The organism is Thalassovita litoralis, assembly GCF_900182725.1.
Lineage (GTDB): Bacteria > Pseudomonadota > Alphaproteobacteria > Rhodobacterales > Rhodobacteraceae > Thalassobius > Thalassobius litoralis.
This window is the reverse complement of sequence record NZ_FXTO01000003.1, coordinates 151087-175895: the sequence shown is the minus strand read 5'-3', so window position 1 is coordinate 175895 and position 24809 is coordinate 151087. Positions and strand designations below refer to the sequence as shown.

Here is a 24809-nt window from a genome sequence, read left to right as displayed (position 1 = left end):
CCCTGATTGGACGACGGGCCGGTCCCCGTGCGCTATTGCCGCCGAATTTCGCCCCGTGCCGTGGCAAAGGCATCGTACAATGGCCCAAGCCCGGCTTTGGTCGGGTCTGCTGCGAAACGGGCCAGTGCATCCACACAGCCAGCAGATACATTCTCCTGCGCATTGGTACGGATCAGCCGATCCCGCATTTCCTCGAACCGATAGGCGTAATCCGCAGCGGACATGTTGCAGATTTCATCAATCACTTCGCCATCGTCCAGATGGACCAGGATCCGGCAGCACAGCGTTGGGACTGCCGCATCGGCATCCAGATCAATCCGGGCCACAAGCGCGTTGATTTCGGCGTCGTCATATTCGGTCATCATGGCCATCGACGGCGCACCGCGCAGCAGGGTTTGGGTAATACAGAACGGAATGCTCATCAGCGTACCGCCAATCGTCGAAAACGGGCCTTTGCTGTCCATCCCGGCATAGCCACATTCATAGGGATTCATCCAGACCGTTGCGCGGTCAATGCGGCGTCCGGCAATCCGGTCGCGCAAATCCAGTGCTGCCGTCACCGGGGTTTGGTTGAACGCGCAAACAGGGAAGGGTTTGAACGCCACACGCAGCGTTTGCCAGTCTTGCCCGATCTTGCCAATCACCATATCCGCATCCAGCGCCCGCCCGGCAAAGGCCTGCGCCAACCCTTTGGCTCCTTCATAAGCCTGCGTGATGCTGACGGAACCGGCACGGGCCAGTTCGGTCGCCGCCCAGCCCGCCTGCGCCGTGACCCCCACCTGATACCGCCATTCGTCGGTCCCTTCGGCAAAGGTTTGCAGCAAACCGCCGGAAAAGGACACAGCATTGCCAAGCGCTGCACATATCCGTTCCGCATCCATATGGAACAGCCGTGCGGTGGCCGCGGCCGCCGCCCCGGCACCATACAGCGTGGTCGCCCGCAGCCCCTTGGGCGTGGTATCGCCAGCCAGCACTTCCTCGAACAGGCCGCCCACTTCGTACCCGGCCACCAGCGCCGGAATCAGGTCGTCGATGTCGCCGTGGCCGCTTTCGATCAGCGCCATCAGCAGCGGGATAATGACCGCCCCCAGATGTGCCGCGCCGCAGGTATCTTCCTGTCCGCGCCCGTGGAACAGCGCCGCATTGGCCATCACGGCACCCGTGATATTGCCACGCTCGCCATTGCCCAGAAAGGTGGCCGCGCCGCCCCCCGGATACATGGCATTGGCGGCAGCCCGCGCCACTGGTTCATAGGGGGTGGCAAGGCCCGCCATAGCGATCCCGTAGCCATTCAACAGGCAGGTTTGCGCTTTTTGCCAGACCAGATCGGGGATGGTTTCGCGATTCAGCCGGGCCACGAAACGCCCAAGTTCTTCGGCGACCGTCATTGTCTCTCTCCCTTGATGACTGATGTCAGGTTGCGGGTACAGAACGGCACCGTCAATAAAAATGATGACTGAATCACAATTCATAATTGACTCATGATTCATATATGCCATCTTGGCACCAGCAAGGCGAGGAGGAAGCCATGTCGGAATTTGCGGATGCAGTGATTGCAATCACGGGGGGCGCAAGCGGTATCGGTGCCGCCTGCGCCGAGGTTCTGGCCGCACGAGGGGCGCGGGTCGCCATTCTGGACCGCAACATAGAACAGGCGCAGGAGGTGGCCACCCGTCTGGGCGGCACGGCGATCCATGTCGATGTGGCCGATGAACAAAGCGTCGCTGACGCTTTCGCACAGGTCGAAACCGATATGGGGCCGATGGTGGGGGGGATTACGTCAGCGGGAATCGTCCAGACGCCCAAACCGCCTTCGGAAACGGATATGCAGGTGTTCGACCAGATTTATCAGGTGAATTTCCGCGGCACGTTCCTGTCCCTGCGCGAAATGGCAAAATACATGCTGCCCCGCCGGGCTGGCAGCTTGGTCGCGCTCAGTTCGATCACGGCGCGGCGTTCGACGCCGTTACACGCCTATGGGCCGGGCAAGGCCGCCGTAACCAATCTGATTGGTGGTCTGGCGGCGGAATGGGGCAGGGCGGGGCTGCGCGTGAATGCGATCGAACCGGGGTATACCCGCACACCTGCGCTTCAGGTCCAGATTGATTTGGGCCACCGCGACATCAGCCTGATGAATGAAAACTCCACGCTTGGCCGCATGGTCGAACCGTCCGAAATCGGCACTGTCGCGGCATTTTTGCTGTCGCGCGATGCGTCGGCGGTGACGGGCGTGTCGATGGCTGTGGATGCCGGTTTCTATCATGTCGGGTCGTGGGCGCCTTATGGCGGAGTGCGGTCCCACTGATGTGAACATATGCGTCACTGCCCCCTGTTCACGGGCGCGGTGCATCTCGGAATTTGCCTGATCTGGCATTGTCTCAAGGGAGGAGTGAGATGAAAACGACGAAGCAAAATGGGCTGTCCAGACGCGACTTTATGGTCGCGGCAGGGGCAGCAGGTGTGACAACGCTGGCCAGCCCCACGGTGCTGCGCGCAGCCGGCAGCCCGATCAAGATCGGTATGCCTACAATCCTGTCCGGGCGGGTGGCGATCCTGGGCGAAACGGCATCTGTCGGCGCGAAAATGGCCGTGGACGCGTTCAACGCCGCTGGCGGTATTGACGGGCGCATGGTGGAACTGGTGATCCGCGACAGCAAGGGTAAACCGGACGAGGCTGCGAAGGTCACGCGCGACCTGCTCAGCAGTGATGGTTGTGCGTTCATCCTGAACGGCGAAGCCTCGGGCGGAACCTTTGCCGTGCATGAAGTGGTCCGCGATACCAAAACCTATTGTATGCACACGATCTCGGAAACCTCGTCGTTGACGGCAGACCCGGCCAACCGTGCCCCTTGGGTGTTCCGGTCGGCCCGTCAGGGGATTCATGATGCGATTTCCGGGGGGCTTTACGCGGCGAATCTGGCCAAGGCCGGGGCGACCCGCTGGGCCACCTGTTCGCCGGACTATGCCTATGGTCGATCCACGACCAGCGAATTCATGGAATTCCTGGCCGTCTTTGCCCCCGAGGTAAAGCTGGTCGGGGAAACATGGCCGAAAATCTTCCAGCCGGATTACACGGAAAACATCACCAACCTTTTGAACGTCGCACCTGATGCGCTGTATTCCTGCCTGTGGGGCGGCGATCTGGTGGCGTTCTTCGATCAGGCCAGCCTGTATGGTCTGTTCGACCAGTTCCAGACAGTGGCCGTGAACATGGGCGACGTGCCGGTTCTGGAGGCAATCAAGAACCTGCCGGGCGGCATTCATTCGGGCAATCGCTATCACAAGGACATTCCCGATGTCGAAGCCAATGAGAACTGGAATACCGAATTCCGTAAATCCGGCCAGTTGCCTACCAACTGGGCATGGCAAACCTACACCGGGGCGCAATTCGTTCTGAACGCGCTGAAAGACACCGGCGGCGATACCGATTATCAGAAACTGGCCGACGCCACCCGTGGGCGTACCATCGACAGCCCCTTTGGCGTCAACGGCACTGTCACAATGCGCGAGGCCGATAACACATTGGTCGACTACGCGATTGGTTATGGCCAAACCGTACCACAACCGCCGTATCTGACTGGTTTCGAACCCACGGCGTGGGACGTGATCGTGGATTACGAAACGGACTGGAAAAAGCGTAACAGCTTCCTCTGACCGTGGTTCCCTAGGCGGGCGGGGATCCCGTCCGTCTAGATCTTCCTGACAGTTAAGAAAGCGATTGCAAATGCTCGATCTCGGTGCGTTGTCAAACTGCTTCAGCAACTCGGCCTGTCTGGTGACGCAATCCGCCACCGGGGTGATTATCGGCATGTTGCTGTTTCTGGTCGCCTCGGGGGTGACGCTGATTTTTGGCGTGCTGCATGTGGTGAATTTCGCCCATGGCGCGTTTTACATGATCGGTGCCTATGTTGCCTATTCCACCTATGGCGTGACCGGGAACTACTATGTTGCTGTGCTGGTCGGCACCATTGCCGCCGCCATAGTGGGTGTTTTGTTCGAACGCTCAGCCATCAGCCGGGTGTACAAGGAAAACCTGCTGATGCAGTTGTTGGTCTGCTATGCCTTCGTACTGATTTGCGACGATGCGGTGAAAATCATCTGGGGGTCGGAATATCTGGCAATGGGTGTGCCAGATGAATTCCGCGTCCGGCCGTGGCGCATTGCCGGAGGCGTGGTTCCGCCCTTTTATCTGTTCCTTGCCGGAACGGCGCTGATGGTGGCCGTGCTGAGCCTGATCCTGATCCGCTATAGCCGCTTTGGCAAAATCGTCCGCGCCGCCGCCGCAAACCCGACGATGGTTTCGGTACTGGGTATCCGTGTGCCGATCTATTTCGCCACCCTGTTCGGTTTGGGGTGCGGGTTGGCGGGGATGGCAGGCGCGTTGGCTGCCCCGGTCCGGTCGCTGACCCCCGGCATGGGTCTGTCCATCCTGATCGAAAGTTTCATCGTCACGGTGATCGGCGGTATGGGGTCCATCCCCGGCGCTCTTCTGGCGGCGCTGCTGCTGGGCTTCACCCGCGCCTTTGGCAGCCTTGGGTTCCCGCTTTTCGTGGATGGCGCGATGTTCCTGATGATGGTGGTCATTCTGGTTTTCCGGCCGCAGGGCCTTTTGGGTGAAAGGGCAGGTCGATGAATTCCACGCGTATTTTCGCACGCACCAGCCTGATGGCCGTGATCGGTCTGGCGGTGTTGATCCTGATCGGCGTGATCTATCCCGGTACATGGTTGCTGGACACGATGACCGGGCTGTTCGCATCCGGTCTGCTGGTTATGTCGCTGCACCTTCTGGTGGGTTACACGGGTCTGGTGTCTTTCGGCCATGCTGCCTATTTTGCCTCGGGCGGGTATATCTTCGGGATGTTGCTACAGGCGGATGGCGTCGTGGCGGCCCTTGGTGGCTGGGCGGTTCCGATCGCCACACTTGTCGCCCTGCTGGGCACCGGGGGGTTCGCGCTTTTCGTCGGGCTGATCTGCGCCCGTCTGTCCGAAATCTACTTTGCCTTCCTGACGCTGGCCTTTCAGATGTTGTTAGTGTCGGCCATTCAGGGGCTGGTGCAATATACTGGCGGCGATCAGGGCCTGACTGGTGGTATCCCACGCCCCGAATTCCTAGGCCTCAATCTGGTCGAGGTCAAAGACCGCTATGTCTTCTCGGCCTTTTTATTCATGGCCGGGCTGCTGGTGATCCGGTTGGTAACGCTCAGCTCTTTTGGGGCTACGCTGCGTATGGTGCGGGACAATGAAACCCGCACGGCGTTCCTGGGGATCAATACCTACCGGGTCAAAGTCGCAGCCTTTACCATCGCAGGCATGATTGCTGGGCTGGGCGGGGTTATTCTGGCGATCTTCACCTCGGCGGCCTACCCGGAATGGGCGGGCTGGGCCGTATCCGGCGAAGCGATCTTCATGATCATGCTGGGCGGATTGCACAGTTTCTATGGACCGCTTCTGGGCGTCGTCGTGATGCGGGCCATCAATGACATCACGCTGATCTACACCACCCACACGGATCTGGCCAAAGGCATTGCCATCCTGTTCGTGGTGCTGGTGTTGCGGCGGGGCATTCTGGATTGGATTCTGGACGTGCGCGCCACGCGCCGCAAACGCGGCACCTCAGGGGATCAAATCACATCGCAGGCACTGACCAAGACAGCAAAGGGGACGAAAGATGCTGCATCTTGATCATCTGGTGAAAAAGTTCGGCGGGCTGACCGCCACCGATGATGTCACGCTTGATTTCCCCGCAGGGTCGCTCAGTGCGATCATCGGGCCGAATGGCGCGGGCAAAACCACGCTGTTTAACCAGATCACTGGCCATCTGGTGCCCACCAGTGGGCGGATCATGTTCGACGGCGAAAACATTTCAGGTCTTAAACCGGCGGCCATCGTCCGCAAGGGGATCGGGCGGGCCTTTCAGGTCGCCAGCATCTTCCCCTCCATGACAGTAGAAGAGGCATTGGCTACCGCCGTCAGCGCACATAATCGCACTGCGTTCCAACTGCATAGCGCCTTTCCCCCCCTCAATGTCCGCCACCAGACCGAAGAATTACTGGCGCTTCTGGGGATGGAACCCGTAGCCCGTAGCCTGTCGGGGGAAATTTCCCACGGCGATCAGAAGCTGCTGGATGTCGGTTTGGCGCTGGCGCTGAACCCAAAGGTTTTGCTGCTGGACGAACCCGCCGCAGGCATGGGGCCAGAGGAACGATGGCAGATGATGGACACGGTGAAACACCTGTGGAAAAGCCGGAACATGACGCTGATTTTTATCGAACACGATATTGATCTGGTGTTCAAAACCGCCGAAATCATCCACGTCTTGCGATACGGGGCCGTGCTGGCCTCGGGCAAGGCCCATGAAATCCGCGGCAATCCCGAAGTGATCAAAGCCTATCTTGGTTCAGAAACCGATACGGTAAAGGACGCGGTATGACCGACACGCAAAACCAGCTTGTTCTGGATAAGGTAAACGTATTCTACGGTGCCTCTCATATCCTGTTTGATATGTCCTTTGGTGTGCGCAAGGGCCGGACGCTGGCGCTACTGGGGCGCAATGGCGCCGGCAAAACTACGACGATGAAGGCGATCATGGGCGTAACCCCGGTGCGCAGCGGGTCCATCCACTATGGCGATGACCGGCTGAATGGCCGCCAGCCTCATACCGTGGCCCGGCATGGTATCGGGCTGGTCCCCGAAGACCGGCAGATTTTCCCGCAACATACGGTGGATGACAATCTGCGCATTGCCGCCAAACCGGGACCGGACGGACAAACCGACTGGACCATAGACACCATCTATGACGCTTTTCCGATCCTTGCGGGGATGCGCGGGCGCAAGGCCGGAATGATGTCCGGTGGCGAACAGCAATTGCTGTCGATGGCCCGGTGCCTGATGGGGAACCCTGATCTGATCCTGCTGGATGAACCCTCCGAAGGGCTGGCACCGATCATCGTGCAGGAAATCGGCAGGCTTATCCGCAGTTTGCGCAGCACCGGCGTCACGATCATTCTGGCCGAACAGAACATGCACTTCTGTCTGGGCCTGTCCGAAGACGCTGTGGTGATCGACAAAGGGCAGATTGTTTATGTCGGCACGATTCAGGAATTGCGCGCCAATCAGGAAATCACCAACCGTTATCTTGCAATCTGATCGTCCCCCTCAGGGGCAGATACCAGCGCATCGCTTTGATGGTGGCTTATTCGATCAATCCTGCGAGGGGCCGTTTTAGGAGTCATAGGGGATGTCGTCGCGGAAATCTTCGCGCTCCATCCACCGGAAATAGGTGTCGCGCAGGGCCATGCCTTGCGGCCCCGGCGCACCGTTCCCGAACAGCCTATCGTTCACCCGTGCGACAGGCATCACCCCACCCGATGAGGTGGTCAGGAATACCTCGTCCGCTTCCAGAAATTCGGTCAAGGGCAGGGGGCGGGTTTCCACGGTGAACCCTTCGACCTGACACATTTCAATCGCCGTGCGCCGGGTCAGCCCGTGCAAAACCCCATGATCCGAGGTCACAACCCGGTTTCCCTTGATGATAAAGGCGTTAAATCCCGGCCCTTCGGTCACGTTTCCGGCGTGATCGGTCAGTAAAACCGTATCGAAATCCCGATCCTTGGCGGCGAATAACCCCTGTGTGAAATCCCCCCAATGGTAATTTTTCGCGCGCGGGTTAACGGAATCTTCGGGGATGCGGTGAATATCATCGGGAATATAGACGGATACACCTTCGGCCACACGTTCAGGGGGGATGATGTTCACATATGGCACACACCACGCAAAGAAATGATTGGCGCAGTACCGTGGGTCCCGCGTTCCCGGCACAATGGGGGCGCCGCGCGAACAGACCATAGCCACATAGGCATCGCGCAGGCCGGATGCCGCAACCATCTGCACCAGCGCCGCACGTATACCCGCCCGGTCAATCCCCGGTTCCAGACGCAATTCCGCCATCGAGGTCATGAAGCGATCCAGATAATCATCCAGCCGAAAGAAGCCGCCGCGCCAGACTGGCACCACGTCATAGGTCACATCGCTATGGGTCAGCCCCCAGTCCAGCACCCCGATGGATGCCTGACCGATCGGCATGATTTTCCCGTTCATCCATGCCGCGCCTGCGCTGTAATCTGTCATGCCCGCTCTCCTGCCTGTGACTAGCACAACCCTGCGCCGGGTCGTGCCACTGGGTCAAGCGGGACAGGCCTTAGCCATAGGCGCGCAGATTGCCCATAACATCCTGTGCTGCACGGATCAGGGCATCGGCTATCAGGTCCAGTTCCGGCAGTTGCAGCCGCGCAGGCAACCGGGCATCGCAGGCTTTCATCAGCATGGCGCGGGTTTCGGGCAAGTCGGGGATCATATCCATGAATTGCCAGTTCCAGAAGGCCCGCGCGTTATCAGTGCTAAGCCCGAATATCTGCACCTTGACACCGTGCTTTGCGGCGGCCCCTTCAAAGGCGCGGACCTCGTCCTCGTTCATGCCAACCAGATTGAACTGGATCGAATCCGGGGCGCGGTCTTCGGGGTCCAGCTTCTCGGGCACCTGAATCCACGGTGATTCATTCAGCCGGGCCGCTACATAATCATGATTGCGCCGCCCGTCACTGACGCGTCGGGCCACCTCGTCCAATTGCGACCGGACAATGGCCGCTGACAGGTTGTTCAGACGCAGATTGTACAGCGGTAACTGGTTCTGCCAGCGGCCAAAAGCCTCGGTCAGGGCTTGGGCGTCCTCGCCCGTCTGGGCATGGTGCTTTTTCCAGTTATGCTCATAAGCACCGGACATGATCACGGCACGGGCCACAATATCGGGGTCATTGGTGATCAAAACCCCGCCTTCGCCCGCGTTCAGCAATTTGTAGCTTTGGAACGAAAAACAGCCCACATCGCCAATCGTGCCGATTTTCTGCCCATGCCATGTGGTGCCCAGCGAATGGGCCGCGTCCTCGATCACCGGAATATTCCGCGCCTGACACAGCGCCATGATCGCATCCATATCCGAGGTATGGCCGCGCATATGGCTGATGATCACCGCGTCGATATTGTCATCCAGCTTGGCGGCGAAATCGTCGATATTCAGGCGATAATTCTCGCTCACCTCGGCCAGAACCGGCACGCAATCGGCATGAACGATGGATGACGGCACCGCCGCAAAGGTAAAGGCCGGGATCAGCACCCGCGCCCCGCGCGGCAACCCCAGCGCCTTGAGCGACAGGAACAGCGCGGCTGAACAACTGGATACCGCCAGTGCGTATTTCACGCCCATGAACGCCGCAAAATCGCGTTCCAACAATGTCACCGGCGCATTTTCCGGCGCGGTATAGCGGAACAGATCGCCGGATTGCAGCAGACGTTCAATCTCGGCCCGTGCGGTTTCGGGGATCGGTTCGGCGTCATAAACATTCGGCGGTAGCGTCATTTTCGGATTTCCTGAATTATCTTTTCAAGATTTCTAAAGGAAATTTGAGCAAAGACCAAATGAATTTCCGATGACGTGGGGGGTAATCAGCGGGGGTTTTGGCGGATTACACCCCCAGCCGGTCCCGCATCGCGTACCACGTCATCGCCAGCGTCAGCAGCGGGGTACGGAACGCCGTGCCCCCCGGAAAAGCAATGGTCGGGATTTTTGACATGATATCAAACCCTTCGCTGTCGCCCTGAACGGCCTTTGCCATCAGCATCCCGGCATGAACAGCGGTGCCTACGCCATGCCCCGAATAGCCCGAGGCCGACAGCGCCGTTTTGCCCACACGCGCCAGATAGGGCAGCCGCTTCATCGTGATCCCCAGCGTGCCGCCCCAGGCATAGTCGATCCGTACATCCCGAAGATGCGGGAAAATTTCCAGCATCGGTTTGCGCACCTTGGTGGCAATATCCTTGGGGAAGCGATAGCCATAGCTTTCACCGCCGCCAAACAACAATCGCCCGTCATGGGACATTCGGAAATAATTCACCACGAATTTCGTATCGGCGATGGCAATGTCACGCGCCAGCACGGTTTTGCCCATGTCCTCCAAGGGTTCTGTGGCCACCACATAATTGTTGATGGGCATGACCCGCGCGGCAACCTTGCGGTTCAACCCACCCAGATAGCCATTGCAGGCCAGAATGACATGGGTGGCCCGCACCTGTCCCTGATCCGTGCGGACGACATTTGGACTGCCTTCAACCACCTGATGCACATGGGTCTTTTCAAAAATGCGCGCCCCGGCTTTGGTGGCGGCTCCGGCCAGTCCCAGCGCAAAATTCAACGGGTGCAAATGCGCGGCCCCCATATCCAGCAGTCCCCCCTTATAGGCGGGCGAGGGGCAAATTTCCGCGCATTCCTGCGCTGACAGGGCGCTGATGTCGTCATAGCCATAATCGCGCTGCATCAGATCGACATAGTCATGCAAATGCCGGACGTCCGCCCCGTTGAACCCGGTCCACGCGATGCCGGGCCGCAGGTGACAGTCAATTGCGTGCTTTGAAATTAACCCTTTGACCAGATCCTTGGCCTCTTCGCCCAGATCCCAAAGCTGGTGGGCCGCATCCCGCCCCACCATTTTTTCCAGAACTTCCTGATCCTGACGCTGACCGCTGCCCAATTGCCCGCCATTACGCCCCGATGCGCCGAACCCAACGCGATGGGCCTCCAGCAGCACCACGTCCAGCCCCGCTTCGGCCAGATGCAGCGCCGCCGATAGCCCGGTATATCCACCCCCAATCACGCAGACATCGGCTGTCACCTCGCCCTTGAGCATCTCGAACGGCGGCAGGGCATTGGCGGTCGCGGCATACCAACTGTCGGGATATTGCCCGCGCGTGTCATTGGAATAAAGCAGGTCCATCAGCACCCTTTCTTTTTGATTATCAATACTCTGGGGGTGAATTGGCCGTCAGGCCAAAAGGGGGCAACGCCCCCTGAGACCCCGCGCGCCGTAAGGCGCGAGATATCCAGAGCCGCCGTCAGGCGGCCCCGTTTGGTCAGACGTTCAGCAACAGGTGTTCGCGTTCCCACGGGCTGATCACTTGCAGGAATTCTTCGTATTCCGTGCGTTTGACGATCGAATAGACCCGCGCGAAATCGGGGTGGATCAGCTCGTGCAACTGCTTGGCGTCGTCGAAAATATCCAAGGCTTGCCCCAACACGCGCGGCACGTCCTCTTCCCCGTCATAGGCGTCCCCCTTGAATTGCTTTTCTGGGCGTTTTTCTTCCATCAGGCCCAGATAGCCACAGGCCAGCGATGCTGCGATCCCCAGATAGGGGTTGCAATCCATCCCCGCCAGCCGGTTTTCCACCCGGCGCGATGCAGGGCCGGACAGCGGTACGCGAATGCCCGTGGTGCGGTTGTCGCGGCCCCATTCCAGATTGATCGGCGCGGCATGGTCACGGACATAGCGGCGGTACGAATTCACATAGGGCGCCAGCATCGCGATGGCAGACGGCAGGTGGTTCTGCAACCCGGCGATAAAGTGGAAAAACGCATCGGTTTCACCACCTTGCGGGCCGGAAAACAGGTTGGTGCCATCCTCCATGTCGATGATCGAATGGTGGATGTGCATCGCGCTGCCGGGTTCATCCGCGATGGGTTTGGCCATGAAGGTGGCGAAACAATTGTGGCGCAATGCAGCTTCGCGGATCAGGCGTTTGAAGTAAAACACTTCGTCCGCCAGCTTCACCGGGTTGCCGTGGCGCAGGTTGATTTCCAACTGTCCGGCCCCGCCTTCCTGCGTGATACCGTCAATTTCCAGCCCCATCGCCTCGGCGAAGTCATAAATGTCGTCGATCACCGGGCCGAATTCATCGACCGCCGACATCGAATAGGCCTGTCGCGCTGCCGCAGGACGGCCAGAGCGCCCCATCATCGGTTCGATCTGTTTGGCCGGGTCCAGATTGCGGGCCACCAGATAGAATTCCATTTCCGGGGCCACCACAGGTTCCCAGCCCTGAGCGCGGTACAAGTCCACAATACGTTTCAGCACGTTGCGCGGCGCATAGGGGATCGGGCGGCCCTTGCGGTCATAGGCGTCGTGGATCACCTGAAGCGTCCAGTCGCCGGTCCACGGTGCGGCGGTGGCGGTGGACATATCGGGGCGCAGGATCATGTCGCGCTCGATAAAGCCCTCGTCGCCCGCAGCTTCGCCCCAGTCGCCCGTAATGGTTTGGTAAAAGATCGAATCCGGCAGGTGGAAGTATTCCTGCTTGTCGAATTTCCCGGCTGGTACGGCCTTACCTCGGGCAATGCCGGGCAGGTCGGAAATGATACATTCCACCTCGTCCAGCCGCCGTTCGGCCAGATAGGCCTGCGCGGCTTCGGGGATGCTGTTGATCCAATCGGTCATATTTTTTCCCCTTTCAGGACAGCGGCCATTGTTTGTCCAAGGTCGGCATTGTCCACAGGTTGCGTCAGGTTTTCGGTGGCGCGGGCAATCAGGTCGTCCGGCACAACATCTTTGGCGCGGTGGTTCAGCAGCCCTTCGATCACGGTACTGGTAAATTCGGGGTGGGGCTGGATGGTCAGGATTTGATCGCCATAGGCCAGCATCGCGTTTTCGCAAAAGCCGTTCGAGGCCAGAACCTGCGCCCCTTCGGGGCGTTGCACCACTTGATCCTGATGCCATGCGTTCAGGCGCAGCGGTTGCCCGCCCATGTCGTAATCCTGCCGCCCGGTCGCCCAGCCACCCCGAAATTTTTCGACCTTGCCACCCAATGCCTGTGCGATGATCTGGTGGCCGAAACACACGCCGACCAGCGGTTTGCCGCTGTCACGGATGGCGCGGATCAGGGATTCCAGCGGGGCGATCCACGGGTGATCCTCGTAAACGCCGTGGCGTGATCCAGTGATCAGCCAGGCATCGGCGTCGTCCGGGCCGTCGGGAAACTGGTTGTCCACCACCTCCCATGTGTGGAAATCAAAGCCATGCCCATCCAGCAGGCGGGCGAACATGGCCGGGTAATCGCCCGAGGTTTCAATCACGGGGTCCGGCGCATAGCCGGTTTGCAGTATGCCGATTTTCATAAATCACCAGTTGCGTTGATAGCTTGAATCTAGTCGCGTCATAATCACCCGACAAGAGGAGGCCGGTCGCCCGGCCCCCGAAATTCATCAGACCGTATCAAGGTAAATGACAACCCGTTCATCCGGGGTCAGTTCATCCATGTAGAACAGTTCCTGCCGTTTGGTCAGAACAAAGTTACGGATCATTTCCGGGCTGAAAATGCGTTTCATGATGTCGCTGTTGTCAAACGCATCAATGGCAACGCCCCATGTGTCCGGGATGCGGGGCAGGTCCAGCGCATAGGCATTGCCGGTGATCGGGGCAGGCGGTTCAAGCTGATCTTCGATCCCGGTCAGTGCCGCGCCCAGAATGGCCGCCAGCAACAGATAGGGGTTCACGTCGCCGCCCGCCACGCGATGTTCCAGCCGCCGCGCCTTGTGGCTGCCCGATGGAATACGAATGGCCGAGGTGCGGTTTTCATAGGCCCAGCAAATCCCGGTCGGGGCGTGGGCGCCGGGCACCATCCGGTCATAGCTGTTCCAATGGGGGGCAAAGATCAGCGTGCTGTCATGCATTGCCCGCATACAGCCCGCCACCGCATGACGCAGCATATCGGTGCCTTTCGGGCCGCCATCGTCAAAGACGTTTTTGCCGTCCTTGTCGATCAGCGAAAAATGGGTGTGCAGGCCAGACCCGGCGTAATCCTCATAAGGTTTGGCCATGAAAGACGCGGCAAACCCGTGTTTGCGGGCCATCCCCTTGACCAGCATCTTGAACAACCATGCGTCATCGGCGGCGCGCAGGGCGTCGTCGCAGTGCATCAGGTTGATTTCAAACTGCCCCAGCCCAGCCTCGGAAATGGCGGTGTCGGCGGGAATGTCCATTTCTTCGCAGGCGTCATACAGATCGGTAAAGAAGGTATCGAACGCATCCAGCGCCCGGATGGACAGGGTTTCAGCGGCCTTGCGGCGTTTGCCGGATCGCGGGCTGACCGGCACCTGAAGGTTGCGGCCCGAATCGTCGATCAGGAAAAATTCCATTTCCATCGCCACAACCGGGGTCAGGCCCAGTGCCTTGAACCGTTCCACGACCGACCGCAGCGCATGGCGCGGGTCGCCGTCATAGGGGCGGCCATCTTCGCGGAACATCCAGATCGGCAACAATGCGGTGGGGGCTTCCAGCCACGGCATCGGCATGAACCCCCGTTCGGTGGGTTTCAGAACGCCATCGGCATCGCCACTGTCGAAAACCAGCGGGCTGTCATCAATATCTTCGCCCCAGATGTCCAGATTCAGGACGGACAGCGGAAACCGCGTACCGTCTTCGACCACCTTATCGGCAAAACGGGTGGGGACGCGTTTGCCACGCGGTTGACCGTTCAGGTCTGCTGCGGCCACGCGGATCGTGCGCACCTCTGGGTGCTTTCTTAGCCAATTCTTCATCATCATCACTTGATGAGGCCGTCCCCGCAGGCCAGACGCAAGTGTAAACTGCGTCACATACGTGCCGGGGCCATGCCCTTGGTCCCTGTTTGTTTATATATGATCAAATCTTATGCGTCAGAAAGTGGCTGTAACTGTACCAGTGTTAAAGGTAGTTACCGGCATCTGAATAATTTGATCAAATATTTGATACTACCGGATCAGTCGCAGACGCAAGCGGATTTTACGACGATGTTCCTGCGGCAGGTGGCGGTTCAGCCGTTTGTTGATCAATCCGAACACTCCCACAACGATCAGCGTCAACAGGATGAAATATCCCGCAAGGATCGGATAGGGGATAAAAGGATTGAATGTTTTTTCCGCAAAATAGCTGGCGTAATACAGTGCATCGCCTTCTTGTCGCCATGCGGGGAAGCCGGAAAAGAACACCAGCGTCGTTGCGTGAAACAGGAAAATCGCCTCGTTCGTATAGGCGGGCCACGCCAGCCGCATAGAGGTGGGCCAGATGATCCGGCGGAATTTTTTCCATCCGCTGAACCCATAGGCATCGGCAGCTTCGGATTCGCCCTTGGGGACCGTGCGCAGCGCGCCATAGAAGATTTCAGCGGAATAGGCGGCGGTGTTGAAAAACAGCACCACCAGCGCCCCCAGCCACGCATCGGTGAACGGGGCTGCGGCGGGGACCAGCTTTTTCAGCGACAAAAACAGGAAATAGCCAAAGAAGAACTGGATAAACAACGGCGAGCCGCGAAAGACAAAGATGAACCATTCCGCAGGTTTACGAAACCACGCCGACCCCGAGTTTTTCGCAACGGCCAAGGCATTCGCCAAAAAGAACCCGGCCAGCAGCGCCACAATTCCGAAATAGATATTCCACAGCATCCCCGATCCGATCAGCGTGACCTGATGGCACAGGGTAAAATCGGTTTTCGGCAGTAACCGTTCCCCGATTCCGATCGAACGCAGGCCGTAATCCTGTATGGTTTGCCAGCAGCTCATGCGTCAGCCCTCCGCATGGCTTCGCCTGCGGCGGTGGCCTGTCCGTGGGACAGGCGGCGCATGATTTTTTCCAGCACGATTTCAGACAATCTGGTGAACAGCAGGTAAAACACCAGCAGGCCAAGGAAATACCACATCCGCCAATCCGGGTGGGGATAGTCGGTAAAGCGTGGGGTTTTTGATGCCCCCAGTTCCCGCGCCCAATATACGATGTCTTCGACCCCCAGCAGGAACAGCAGCGGCGTGGCCTTGATCAGCACCATCCACAGGTTTGACAGGCCGGGCAGGGCATAAACCCACATTTGCGGCACCAAAACGCGCCAGAATGCCTGACGTTTTGACATGCCATAGGCATAGGCGGTTTCCATCTGCGCATGGGGGACGGCCCGCATGGCCCCGAACAGCACATTGGCCGCAAAAGCCCCGAACACGATGGCAAAGGTCAGCACCGCCAGCGAAAACCCGTAAACTTCGTGCACCCATTGCGGCGCATCGCCCAGCGGCAGTTTGGCAGCGGCACAGACCACGAAATCATTGCCCTGCCGGATCGGCTGATCCCAGTCGGGGCATTTGATTTCATGCCGGACCCATTCAAAGAGCTGGTCCAGCGCGATGACAAAGAACAGGAAGAACGCGATGTCCGGCACACCCCGCACGATGGCGATATAGGTCTTTCCGATCCAACGCAGCGGCGCAAAATGCGACTTGGCCGATGTTGCCCCCAGAAACCCAAAGGCCAGCGCCGTTGGGGCCGTGATTGCCAGCAACAGCAACACCGTTCCCAACGAATAGAACAGCATCATGTGTTTGCTGGTCGTCAGGTAGCAGCTAAGCCAGCTTAGCCCCTCTAACGTCGAAGGGTCAGTGCAGTAGGGAAACATCGCGCGGTCCCAATGGGGCAGGGGCGTGCTACGCCCCCGCCGGTTTCACGAAAGGCAACCTTAGAAGGTGGCGCCGATTTCCCATTTGGTGATCAGCGCGTTCAGCGTGCCGTCATCCTTCATCGACTGGATCGCCGCGTCGAATTGGCCGCGCAGTTCGGCATCGGATTTGCGCAGGCCCATGCCGATCCCGCCACCGATCAGTTCTTCTTTTTCAAGGAAAACCAGTTGGTCATTCGATGTGACCTGATCCACCAGGCTGGCTTTGTCCGCCAGAACGGCATCCGCTTCGCCGTTCACAACAGCGGCCAGTGCCTCATCCGCAGTGGCGAATTCCACCAGTTGCGCACCCGCAGCCGCCACGAAAGACGCCTGAATGGTGTTGGCCTGTGCCGCGATCACGGCATTCGTCAGATCAACATCTGCGCTCAGCGCGACATAGGCGGACGGGTCAGGCAGGGTATAGGGCTGGGTAAAGTCGATTTTTTCCTTGCGCTCATCGGTGATCGACATGCCCGCGATGATGGCGTCATAGTTGCCGGACACAAGGTTCGGGATGATCGAATCCCATTCGTTCGTGACCCATTCACAGGTCAGGCTGGCGCGTTTGCACAGCTCGTCACCCAGTTCACGCTCGAACCCGTCAACCTGACCGGCATCGTTGATGAAGTTATACGGAGGGTAGGCGCCCTCGGTCCCCAGACGCACAGTATCGGCCAAGGCCATGCCCGCGGTCAGCGCCAGCGCGGTGGTGGTCAGGATCAGTTTTTTCATGGTTCACTCCCGTGATGTTGAACGTGTTTCCCGGCAGTCACCTTACAGGTGCGAGGTGACCGACAGGAATTGTTGCAGCCGTTCGGTTTGAGGATTGCCAAACAGCGTTTCGGGCGCACCTTCTTCTTCGATGCGTCCCTGATGCAGGAAAACGACGTGATCGCTGACATCATGCGCCATTTTCATGTCATGTGTCACGATCAGCATGGTGCGGCCTTCGGCAGCAAGGTCTTTGATGACCTTGACCACTTCTTGTTCCAGTTCGGGGTCCAGCGCGCTGGTGGGTTCGTCGAACAGAATGGCCTGCGGTTCCATGCACAGCGCCCGTGCGATGGCGGCGCGTTGCTGCTGCCCACCCGACAATTGCGCCGGGTAGACATCGCATTTATCCCCGATCCCCACCTTGTCCAGATAGGCGCGGGCGGCTTTTTCCACCTCGGCCCGGTCACGGCCCAGAACGGTCAGGGGGGCTTCCATCACATTTTGCAGGATGGTCATATGCGCCCACAGATTGAACTGTTGAAACACCATCGACAGATTGGTGCGGATGCGTAGCACTTGCTTCGGGTCGGCGGGGTGCCGCCCGTGGCCGGTGCCTTTCCATGTGACGGGTTCGCCTTTGAACAGGATGTCACCCTGTTGGCTGTCTTCCAGCAGATTTGCACAGCGCAGAATCGTGGATTTGCCGGACCCCGAAGATCCGATCAACGACACCACATCGCCCCGATGGGCGGTGATATCCACGCCCTTCAGAACTTCCAGCGACCCATAGGCTTTGTGAAGCCCCCGAATTTCAATGACTGGTTCTTTGTCGGACACGTCCGCCCCGGTCTTTTTGTTATCCATCTTTAGCCCGGTAGTAGGGAGTAAATTTTGCCGTGACGCAACGTACAAAGCGCCGAAATGCGCGGGAAAACGATACAGTTTACCCGTGGTCAATGGCTAAATGCCCAGCCTTTGACGAATTCGTAGCCTTATCCCCGGCTTTCGACACGTTGCCGGATCAGGGCGCTGTCGCGGTCATTGATGCCCAGCAGATTCGCCACCAGCCGCAAAAGCGCGTCTTCTGCGTCGTCGCGGTTGCCATCGGCCAGCACGACCTGCCACAGCGCTTCGATGACGGCGGCGCGGTCCTCATAGGCCACGGCGTCTTTGATCGCGCGGGTGAACCGCACAGTATCCGGGGCTTCGCTTTCCAATTGTTCCGCATCGGCCAACAGCGTCGCCGCCCCGGTCTGATCCAACCCATAGCGGGTGGACAATATGGCCAGAATGCGCGCCCGTTCATTGGCATCGAAATGCCCATCGGATCGGGCGACACGCACTAGTAGCGCGCTCAGCGCCAGCCGCGCATCGGCATCGGGTAAACGAGCAGGAGAGGGCTGAACCAGCCGTTTTAGAAAATCAGCAAACATAGGGCGGATATAAGGGTATTTCCGCCCCGCGCCAATCACTTATCAGGGAGCATCCCCCGTCACCCGCAACGCATTGACCCGCGCGTGAAGGTTATCGGCTTCGGACAGGCCAAGCGCATGTCGAGCGCGGTCCACCACATCCAGTTCTTCGGGTTTTTCATGCCCATCGGCCAAGGCAACCTGCCACATGGCCTCCAGCGCGGCGAGGCGCTCATCGAAATCCACGCCTTCGCGGATCATTTCAGAAAACACATCTATATGCGGCGCGTGTTGGTCCAGCTTTTCGCAGGTGGCCCGCATTTTGGCCGCCGCAACGGGGTTCAGCCCGAACATTTGCGAAAATATCCGGTCGATTCGCTGAATTTCCTGAAGGTTATAATTCCGATCGGATTTTGCCACGCGCACCAGCAGCGTTCCCAGGGCCAGTTTTTCGTCTGGTTCTGGTAAGTCTTTGTCTTTGCTGCCTTTGGCTGATCGAAACAGATGTGCAAACATACAAGGAAATTACGCGGCGAAGTGATTCTTGCAAAAAGAAAAACACATCTCAGGCAAACATTTCGCCCGGTTTTGTTGCGGTGCAGCGACAGCGGGGGTGCCTTTGATCGGCCACATTTTGCCCGCATTCTGTCCATCAATCCTAATTACAACCTAGGGAATAGTATCTCCAGCAGGAGTTCGGCCATGAACCGAATGTATGAACAAGACTGGGACGGGGCGCTGGCGGTTGCGTCAAAGGATGACCTGTCTGCGGTGGCGCGGGCAGCGATAGAATTTGATTGGGACAGCGGGGATATGCGCGTGCTGGGCCGGTTGATGTCCAAGGTCGGGTTAGATCTGGCAACGGCGGTTCAGGTATTTCTGAACGGGCGCCCGCAGGATTTCAACCACATGGCCAAAGAGGATGTTCCCTTGCGGGACAGCGCCCGCTTTTCGATGCTGGAGTGTCTGTATCGCAAGATTTGCTGCGGCTTCTACCTGCCCAATCCTGAAATCGGGCTGGCCTCCGTCCGGGCCGAGGCACAGGGTTGGATTGACGCACAGCGCCGGGATCGCGCGCGTGGGACGCAGGGACGCTGGGTGTTCGATGAGCGCAAGTTCGAGGCCATTTCGGACAATGGTTTGCGCACCATTGTGATGACCCCGCAAAAAGATTCACGCCCCGCGTTTCTGCGGATGCTGATGGAACCGTTGTGGGGGTGAAGTCCCCACAAGTCTGAGAAAACAAAAACGGGGCCATCTGGCCCCGTTTTTCGATTTGTATTTCCGTTCTAGTGATCAAACCAGACGGGAATTTTCCACGGCAGCCCGGATGAAATCCTTGAACAGCGGATGCGGATCAAAGGGTTTGGATTTCAATTCGGGGTGATATTGTACGCCGATGAACCACGGATGGTCCTGCCATTCCACGATTTCCGGCAAACGCCCATCGGGGGACATGCCAGAAAACACCAGCCCGCAGCTTTCCAGCTTTTCGCGGTATTTGATGTCCACCTCGTAGCGGTGACGGTGGCGTTCTTCGATGGCGGTGCCGCCATAGACCTGCGCCACGCGCGATCCTTCGGTTAGTACCGCATCATAGGCGCCCAGACGCATTGTGCCGCCTTTGGCATCGTTGGCCTTACGCTGTACCTTGGCGTTGCCCTGCACCCATTCTTTCAGGTGATACACCACGGGTTCAAACCGCTTGTTTCCGGCCTCGTGGTCAAATTCCTCGGACCCGGCGGTTTCGATCCCGGCAACGTTGCGGGCGGCTTCGATGACAGCCATCTGCATCCCCAAACAAATCCCCAGATAGGGGATTTTCCGGGTGCGGGCGAATTCCGCCGCTTTGATTTTGCCTTCGGTCCCGCGTTCGCCAAAGCCGCCGGGAACCAAAATGGCGTGGAACCCTTCCAGATAGGGGGCTGGGTCTTCCTTATCGAAGGTTTCCGAATCGACCCATTCGACCTTTACCTTGACCCGGCTGGCCATGCCGCCGTGGGTCAACGCTTCTTTGATTGACTTATAGGCATCTTCCAACTGGACGTATTTGCCCACGATGGCCACTTTGACTTCGCCATCAGTGTTGTGAATACGGTCTGCCACGTCTTCCCATTTGGACAGATCGGGGCGCGGGGCGGGGGAAATGTTGAACGCATCCAGAACCGCCTGATCCAGCCCTTCGCGGTGATAGGCCAGCGGCGCTTCGTAGATCGAATTCAGATCGTAGGCGGCAATCACCGCTTCTTTGCGGACGTTACAGAACAGGGCGATTTTTTCGCGTTCTTTTTCCGGGATCGGCTGTTCGCTACGGCACACCAGCACATCGGGCGCGATCCCGATGGATTGCAATTCCTTGACGCTGTGCTGGGTCGGTTTGGTTTTCAATTCGCCCGACGCCGCCAGATACGGCAACAGCGTCAGGTGCATGAAGATACATTCGCCGCGCGGTTTGTCATGGCTGAACTGGCGGATGGCTTCAAAGAAGGGCAGGCCTTCGATGTCGCCCACGGTGCCGCCGATTTCACACAGCATGAAATCCACCTCGTCATCGCCAACGGCCAGGAAATCCTTGATTTCATTGGTGACGTGGGGAACGACCTGAATGGTTTTGCCCAGATAATCGCCGCGACGTTCCTTTTCCAACACGTTGGAATAGATTCGTCCCGAACTGACCGAGTCGGTCTTGCGCGCAGGTACGCCGGTGAAGCGTTCGTAATGGCCCAGATCCAGATCGGTTTCCGCGCCGTCATCGGTCACGAACACTTCGCCATGTTCAAAGGGGCTCATCGTGCCGGGGTCGACGTTCAGATAGGGGTCCAGCTTGCGCAGACGCACCGAAAATCCCCGTGCCTGCAACAACGCCCCCAGCGCCGCCGAAGCCAGACCCTTGCCCAGAGAGGACACAACGCCGCCAGTGATGAAGATATAACGCGCCATTCCGGCTACTCCCGTGTTTCCGTCTGGCATCCCTGCCAAAAGCTTAGCCCCAACGGTTTAAAAACCGCAGCACCACGGGACTTGAGCCATACTAGATTCGCATAGAATACGCAAGATGGCCGCAAGATGCAGTTGCGGCCATCCGCTAAAAAACAAGCTGTTGTGGTTAGTCCGCGCGGGGCGTCAACGGTCCGCTGTCATTCGACGACGGCGGCAGCAAAGCGTTGCCGGGCTGTGCCGGTTCGGTCTGGGTGTCTTCTGCAACCGGGGCGGAACCGCCCACGCGATCCAGAACCGAGCTACCCGCTGATTTTTCAGCAGCAATGATGGTCAGTGCCAGCGAGGTGACAATAAATGCCCCTGCCAGAATCCAAGTCACTTTGCCCAAGGCGGTTGCTGCCGCGCGGCTGGAAACCGCACCGCCGCCGCCCATCCCAAGACCGCCGCCTTCCGAGCGTTGCAGAAGCACGATGCCGATCAGCGCCAGCGCCAGAAGAAGGTGGATGATGAGAACAACGTTTTCCATTGCAGCCTGCCTGAGAGTTCTGTCCGCGCCTATTTAGGCAAAAGAGGTTCCGCCCGCAACCCGACTTTCCGGGGCGTGACGATTCAATTCTGATCCAGACGTATATTCCACCGGATCGGGCGGGTGTCGAGGCTGGTTTACCGATTTCTCGCACAGCGCCGGGCCGAGTCGTTTTCGGGAATGGCGTGCGGATTTGGCCGGGGGGCTTAGGCGGGGGTTTATTCGTCTACATCGTCAATATCGGCCTGCCCGGACAGGCGGCGCCGGATCAGGCTCCAGCTCAGGCCGACGCCCAGCACGATGGACAGCGCGAACAGCCCCAGCCATGTGTTCATTTTCTGGTTATGAATGTTCAGCAGGCCATAATCATACAGCACCCACAGCAACGCCCCCAGAATGGCCATGATCAGAAACATGCCAAACGCCCCAATGGAACGCAGCGTCGCGCGTAAGTATATGATATATCCCACCAAAAGCAGCAGCCCCAGCAATACGGTCATGGGCAACTGATCCTGAAAGTGCAGGCTGGCCCATTTGGCATAATTCCAGTTCGTAGGGTTGAACGTTGCGGACAACAGGATGAAGGCCACCAGCCAACGAAGAAAAAAGCCCATAACAAGCCCTGATACTGCTAAAATTCCAAATATGCGCCTGTATGGATTACGCAAACCGATGCCGCTGTCCAGCCCTGCGATGAATTTCCGGTTTCGCTGGGATGAACTGCCCTATATACGGGCGCGGGTTTGATCCGCATTAAAAGAGGACCAGCAATGGCAAATGTCGTCGTCGTCGGCGCCCAGTGGGGCGATGAGGGTAAAGGCAAGATCGTGGACTGGCTGTCCGAACGCGCTGATGTGATCGCGCGGTTTCAGGGCGGCCATAATGCCGGCCACACGCTGGTTATTGATAGCAAGGTCTACAAACTGCACGCGCTGCCTTCGGGTGTGGTGCGCGGCGGCAAGCTGTCGGTGATCGGCAACGGCGTGGTGCTGGACCCGTGGCACCTGCTGCAAGAAATCGAAACGATCCGTGCGCAGGGCGTGGAAATCACCCCTGAAACCCTGATGATCGCGGAAAATACGCCGCTGATTCTGCCGTTCCACGGCGAACTGGACCGCGCCCGCGAAGAAGCCGCCAGCAAGGGCACCAAGATCGGCACCACTGGCCGCGGCATTGGCCCGTGCTACGAAGATAAAGTGGGCCGCCGTGCCATTCGTGTGGCCGATCTGGCAGACGATGCCACGCTGGAAGCCCGCGTTGACCGCGCCTTGCAGCACCATGATCCGCTGCGCAAAGGTCTGGGGATCGCCGAGGTGGACCGCGCCGGGCTGATTGCCCAGTTGAAACAGATCGCCACGGAAATCCTGCCCTATGCGGCCCCGGTGTGGAAAGTGCTGAACGAAAAGCGCAAAGCCGGGAAGCGTATCCTGTTTGAAGGGGCGCAGGGGTCGCTGCTGGATATTGATTTCGGGACATACCCGTTTGTGACCTCGTCCAACGTGATTGCCGGTCAGGCCGCGACGGGCGTGGGGATCGGGCCGGGGTCCATTGATTACGTGCTGGGGATCGTCAAAGCCTATACCACCCGTGTGGGCGAAGGGCCGTTCCCGACCGAGCTGGACGATGCCGATGGCGAACGTCTGGGGACGCGTGGCCATGAATTTGGCACCACCACCGGGCGCAAGCGCCGCTGTGGCTGGTTCGATGCGGCGCTGGTGCGTCAGACCTGTGCGATTTCCGGGATCAACGGCATTTCGCTGACCAAACTGGACGTGCTGGACGGGTTTGAAACCCTGAAAATCTGCGTTGGCTACGATCTGGACGGTCAGCGCATGGATTACCTGCCCACCGCCGCCGACCAACAGGCCCGCTGCAAACCCATTTACGAGGAAATGCCCGGCTGGTCCGAATCCACCGAAGGCGCCCGGAGCTGGGCCGATCTGCCTGCCAACGCGATCAAATACGTCAAGCGCGTGGAAGAGCTGATCGAATGTCCGGTGGCGTTGCTGTCCACCAGCCCTGAACGGGACGACACGATCCTTGTCACCGATCCGTTCGCGGACTGATGTCGCTGGCGTATAAAACCCGCCGCCGTCTGGCAATGCTGATCCTGCTGGTCGGGATGCCCGCCTATATCGTGGTGGCAGTGACGATTGTGAACATGCTGGACCGGCCTTCGATCCCGGTCGAGCTGTTGATCTATGTGGGGTTGGGTTTCTTGTGGGCGTTGCCCTTCAAGTTCATCTTCAAAGGGGTCGGTCAGGCCGACCCCGATGCCCCGCAAGACCCCGCCGATCAGGACTGATCGACCAGCAAGGTTTCCAGAATGGCCCGCCTTTCCCCTTCGATCGGGGTGGGGCGGTGGCTGTCCTGGTTTACATAAACATGGACAAAGAACCCTTCGGCGGCGGCTTCGTCCGCGTCGTTGCGGAACAGTCCCACCTCGTACCGAACGGACGATGACCCCAGTTTGGTAATCCGAATGCCCGCTGTGACCAGATCGGGAAATCCCATTTCGGCATAGTATTTACAGCCGGTTTCCACCACCAGCCCATAGCTGTCGCTGCGCATCGGATCCAATGCGCCCTTGGCAATCAGCCAGCCGTTCACCGCCGTATCGAACAGCGAATAATGCACCACGTTATTCATGTGGCCATACATATCGTTGTCCATCCAGCGGGTCTGGATTTGGTAAAAATCGGCGTAATCCGCGCGGCGGGTGCGGGTTGGATGAGTCATGGGCGCTCCGGATGTATCAGTGTTTTGCCCTGCATAGCCGAAAACCGTGGGGCGCGGGCAGGGGGCAGATGCCGTTACGTTACGCCCGGAACGGAAAATCGCCGGACCAAAGCGGGACCGGCGATGTTCATGTTTCAGG

The 24809-nt window shown here is 58.8% G+C and carries 26 protein-coding genes; 9 read left to right on the top strand and 17 right to left on the bottom strand.

The features are described from left to right. Positions 1–32: 32 nt before the first annotated feature. Positions 33–1388, bottom strand: coding sequence for an MmgE/PrpD family protein (locus FN828_RS04555; protein WP_142492206.1), 1356 nt, complete (start codon positions 1386–1388; stop codon positions 33–35). Between the two features lie 140 nt (positions 1389–1528). On the opposite strand from FN828_RS04555, the gene FN828_RS04550 reads away from it, so the two are divergent. The 6 genes from FN828_RS04550 to FN828_RS04525 all read left to right on the top strand — a co-directional run bounded on the left by FN828_RS04550 (position 1529) and on the right by FN828_RS04525 (position 7146). After that, entirely contained in the window at positions 1529–2305 is a 777-nt protein-coding gene (locus tag FN828_RS04550) for an SDR family NAD(P)-dependent oxidoreductase (protein WP_142492205.1), read from the top strand. 89 nt (positions 2306–2394) lie between these two features. Further along, the gene (locus tag FN828_RS04545; RefSeq protein WP_221930524.1) at positions 2395–3654 is read left to right on the top strand and encodes an ABC transporter substrate-binding protein; all 1260 of its coding nucleotides are present in this window, start codon (positions 2395–2397) and stop codon (positions 3652–3654) included. Positions 3655–3724: 70 nt separating this feature from the next. After that, complete coding sequence (locus FN828_RS04540) at positions 3725–4633, top strand: branched-chain amino acid ABC transporter permease (RefSeq protein ID WP_142492204.1); 909 nt, start codon at positions 3725–3727, stop codon at positions 4631–4633. Further along, positions 4630–5682 carry a branched-chain amino acid ABC transporter permease gene (locus FN828_RS04535; RefSeq protein WP_142492203.1) on the top strand — a complete coding sequence of 351 codons (1053 nt, stop codon included), beginning with the start codon at positions 4630–4632 and terminating at the stop codon, positions 5680–5682. The genes FN828_RS04540 and FN828_RS04535 overlap by 4 nt, the downstream gene beginning before the upstream one ends. Continuing rightward, a complete protein-coding gene (locus FN828_RS04530) occupies positions 5669–6430 on the top strand; it encodes an ABC transporter ATP-binding protein (RefSeq protein WP_142492202.1) in 762 nt (253 codons plus the stop codon). The genes FN828_RS04535 and FN828_RS04530 overlap by 14 nt, the downstream gene beginning before the upstream one ends. Next, the gene (locus FN828_RS04525; protein ID WP_142492201.1) at positions 6427–7146 is read left to right on the top strand and encodes an ABC transporter ATP-binding protein; all 720 of its coding nucleotides are present in this window, start codon (positions 6427–6429) and stop codon (positions 7144–7146) included. Before FN828_RS04530 ends, FN828_RS04525 begins: the two co-directional genes overlap by 4 nt. Before the next feature lie 75 nt (positions 7147–7221). On the opposite strand, the gene FN828_RS04520 is transcribed toward FN828_RS04525, so the two are convergent. The 12 genes from FN828_RS04520 to FN828_RS04465 form a co-directional block, all read right to left on the bottom strand. Continuing rightward, positions 7222–8127 (bottom strand): aminotransferase class IV, encoded by a 906-nt coding sequence (locus tag FN828_RS04520; protein WP_142492200.1) that lies wholly within the window; start codon positions 8125–8127, stop codon positions 7222–7224. A gap of 70 nt (positions 8128–8197) precedes the next feature. Beyond that, positions 8198–9412, bottom strand: a complete 1215-nt coding sequence (locus FN828_RS04515) for a DegT/DnrJ/EryC1/StrS family aminotransferase (protein ID WP_142492199.1) — start codon at positions 9410–9412, stop codon at positions 8198–8200. Positions 9413–9518: 106 nt separating this feature from the next. Further along, positions 9519–10823 (bottom strand): NAD(P)/FAD-dependent oxidoreductase, encoded by a 1305-nt coding sequence (locus tag FN828_RS04510; protein ID WP_142492198.1) that lies wholly within the window; start codon positions 10821–10823, stop codon positions 9519–9521. Between the two features lie 136 nt (positions 10824–10959). Then, entirely contained in the window at positions 10960–12318 is a 1359-nt protein-coding gene (locus FN828_RS04505) for a glutamine synthetase family protein (RefSeq protein ID WP_142492197.1), read from the bottom strand. Then, positions 12315–12995: a type 1 glutamine amidotransferase gene (locus FN828_RS04500; protein WP_142492196.1), complete on the bottom strand. Its 681-nt coding sequence runs from the start codon at positions 12993–12995 to the stop codon at positions 12315–12317. The genes FN828_RS04505 and FN828_RS04500 overlap by 4 nt, the downstream gene beginning before the upstream one ends. An 87-nt stretch (positions 12996–13082) precedes the next feature. Further along, positions 13083–14417, bottom strand: coding sequence for a glutamine synthetase family protein (locus FN828_RS04495; protein ID WP_142492275.1), 1335 nt, complete (start codon positions 14415–14417; stop codon positions 13083–13085). A 192-nt stretch (positions 14418–14609) separates the two neighbouring features. After that, positions 14610–15416, bottom strand: coding sequence for an ABC transporter permease (locus FN828_RS04490; protein WP_142492195.1), 807 nt, complete (start codon positions 15414–15416; stop codon positions 14610–14612). Further along, positions 15413–16297 carry an ABC transporter permease gene (locus FN828_RS04485; RefSeq protein ID WP_142492194.1) on the bottom strand — a complete coding sequence of 295 codons (885 nt, stop codon included), beginning with the start codon at positions 16295–16297 and terminating at the stop codon, positions 15413–15415. The genes FN828_RS04490 and FN828_RS04485 overlap by 4 nt, the downstream gene beginning before the upstream one ends. A 60-nt stretch (positions 16298–16357) precedes the next feature. Further along, a complete protein-coding gene (locus FN828_RS04480) occupies positions 16358–17071 on the bottom strand; it encodes a transporter substrate-binding domain-containing protein (RefSeq protein ID WP_142492193.1) in 714 nt (237 codons plus the stop codon). A gap of 42 nt (positions 17072–17113) precedes the next feature. Further along, complete coding sequence (locus FN828_RS04475) at positions 17114–17917, bottom strand: ABC transporter ATP-binding protein (protein WP_185958927.1); 804 nt, start codon at positions 17915–17917, stop codon at positions 17114–17116. Positions 17918–18045: 128 nt separating this feature from the next. Beyond that, positions 18046–18486, bottom strand: a complete 441-nt coding sequence (locus FN828_RS04470; protein WP_142492192.1) for a tellurite resistance TerB family protein — start codon at positions 18484–18486, stop codon at positions 18046–18048. A 42-nt stretch (positions 18487–18528) separates the two neighbouring features. After that, entirely contained in the window at positions 18529–18981 is a 453-nt protein-coding gene (locus FN828_RS04465) for a tellurite resistance TerB family protein (protein WP_142492191.1), read from the bottom strand. Between the two features lie 186 nt (positions 18982–19167). Here FN828_RS04465 and FN828_RS04460 point away from each other — a divergent pair, with 186 nt between their 5' ends. Beyond that, positions 19168–19686 (top strand): hypothetical protein, encoded by a 519-nt coding sequence (locus FN828_RS04460; RefSeq protein WP_142492190.1) that lies wholly within the window; start codon positions 19168–19170, stop codon positions 19684–19686. Positions 19687–19761: 75 nt separating this feature from the next. On the opposite strand, the gene FN828_RS04455 is transcribed toward FN828_RS04460, so the two are convergent. The 3 genes from FN828_RS04455 to FN828_RS04445 all read right to left on the bottom strand — a co-directional run bounded on the left by FN828_RS04455 (position 19762) and on the right by FN828_RS04445 (position 22545). Further along, complete coding sequence (locus FN828_RS04455) at positions 19762–21405, bottom strand: CTP synthase (RefSeq protein ID WP_142492189.1); 1644 nt, start codon at positions 21403–21405, stop codon at positions 19762–19764. Between the two features lie 166 nt (positions 21406–21571). Further along, on the bottom strand, positions 21572–21931 hold the full coding sequence (gene secG / locus FN828_RS04450; protein WP_142492188.1) for a preprotein translocase subunit SecG: 360 nt from the start codon (positions 21929–21931) through the stop codon (positions 21572–21574). A gap of 218 nt (positions 21932–22149) precedes the next feature. Then, positions 22150–22545, bottom strand: coding sequence for a DUF6524 family protein (locus FN828_RS04445; protein ID WP_142492187.1), 396 nt, complete (start codon positions 22543–22545; stop codon positions 22150–22152). Positions 22546–22701: 156 nt separating this feature from the next. On the opposite strand from FN828_RS04445, the gene FN828_RS04440 reads away from it, so the two are divergent. After that, entirely contained in the window at positions 22702–23997 is a 1296-nt protein-coding gene (locus FN828_RS04440) for an adenylosuccinate synthase (protein WP_142492186.1), read from the top strand. Beyond that, positions 23997–24236 carry a DUF2842 domain-containing protein gene (locus FN828_RS04435; RefSeq protein WP_142492185.1) on the top strand — a complete coding sequence of 80 codons (240 nt, stop codon included), beginning with the start codon at positions 23997–23999 and terminating at the stop codon, positions 24234–24236. Before FN828_RS04440 ends, FN828_RS04435 begins: the two co-directional genes overlap by 1 nt. Here FN828_RS04435 and FN828_RS04430 read toward each other — a convergent pair. Then, positions 24227–24670, bottom strand: coding sequence for an acyl-CoA thioesterase (locus FN828_RS04430; RefSeq protein ID WP_142492184.1), 444 nt, complete (start codon positions 24668–24670; stop codon positions 24227–24229). The genes FN828_RS04435 and FN828_RS04430 overlap by 10 nt on opposite strands. Positions 24671–24809 lie beyond the last annotated feature (139 nt).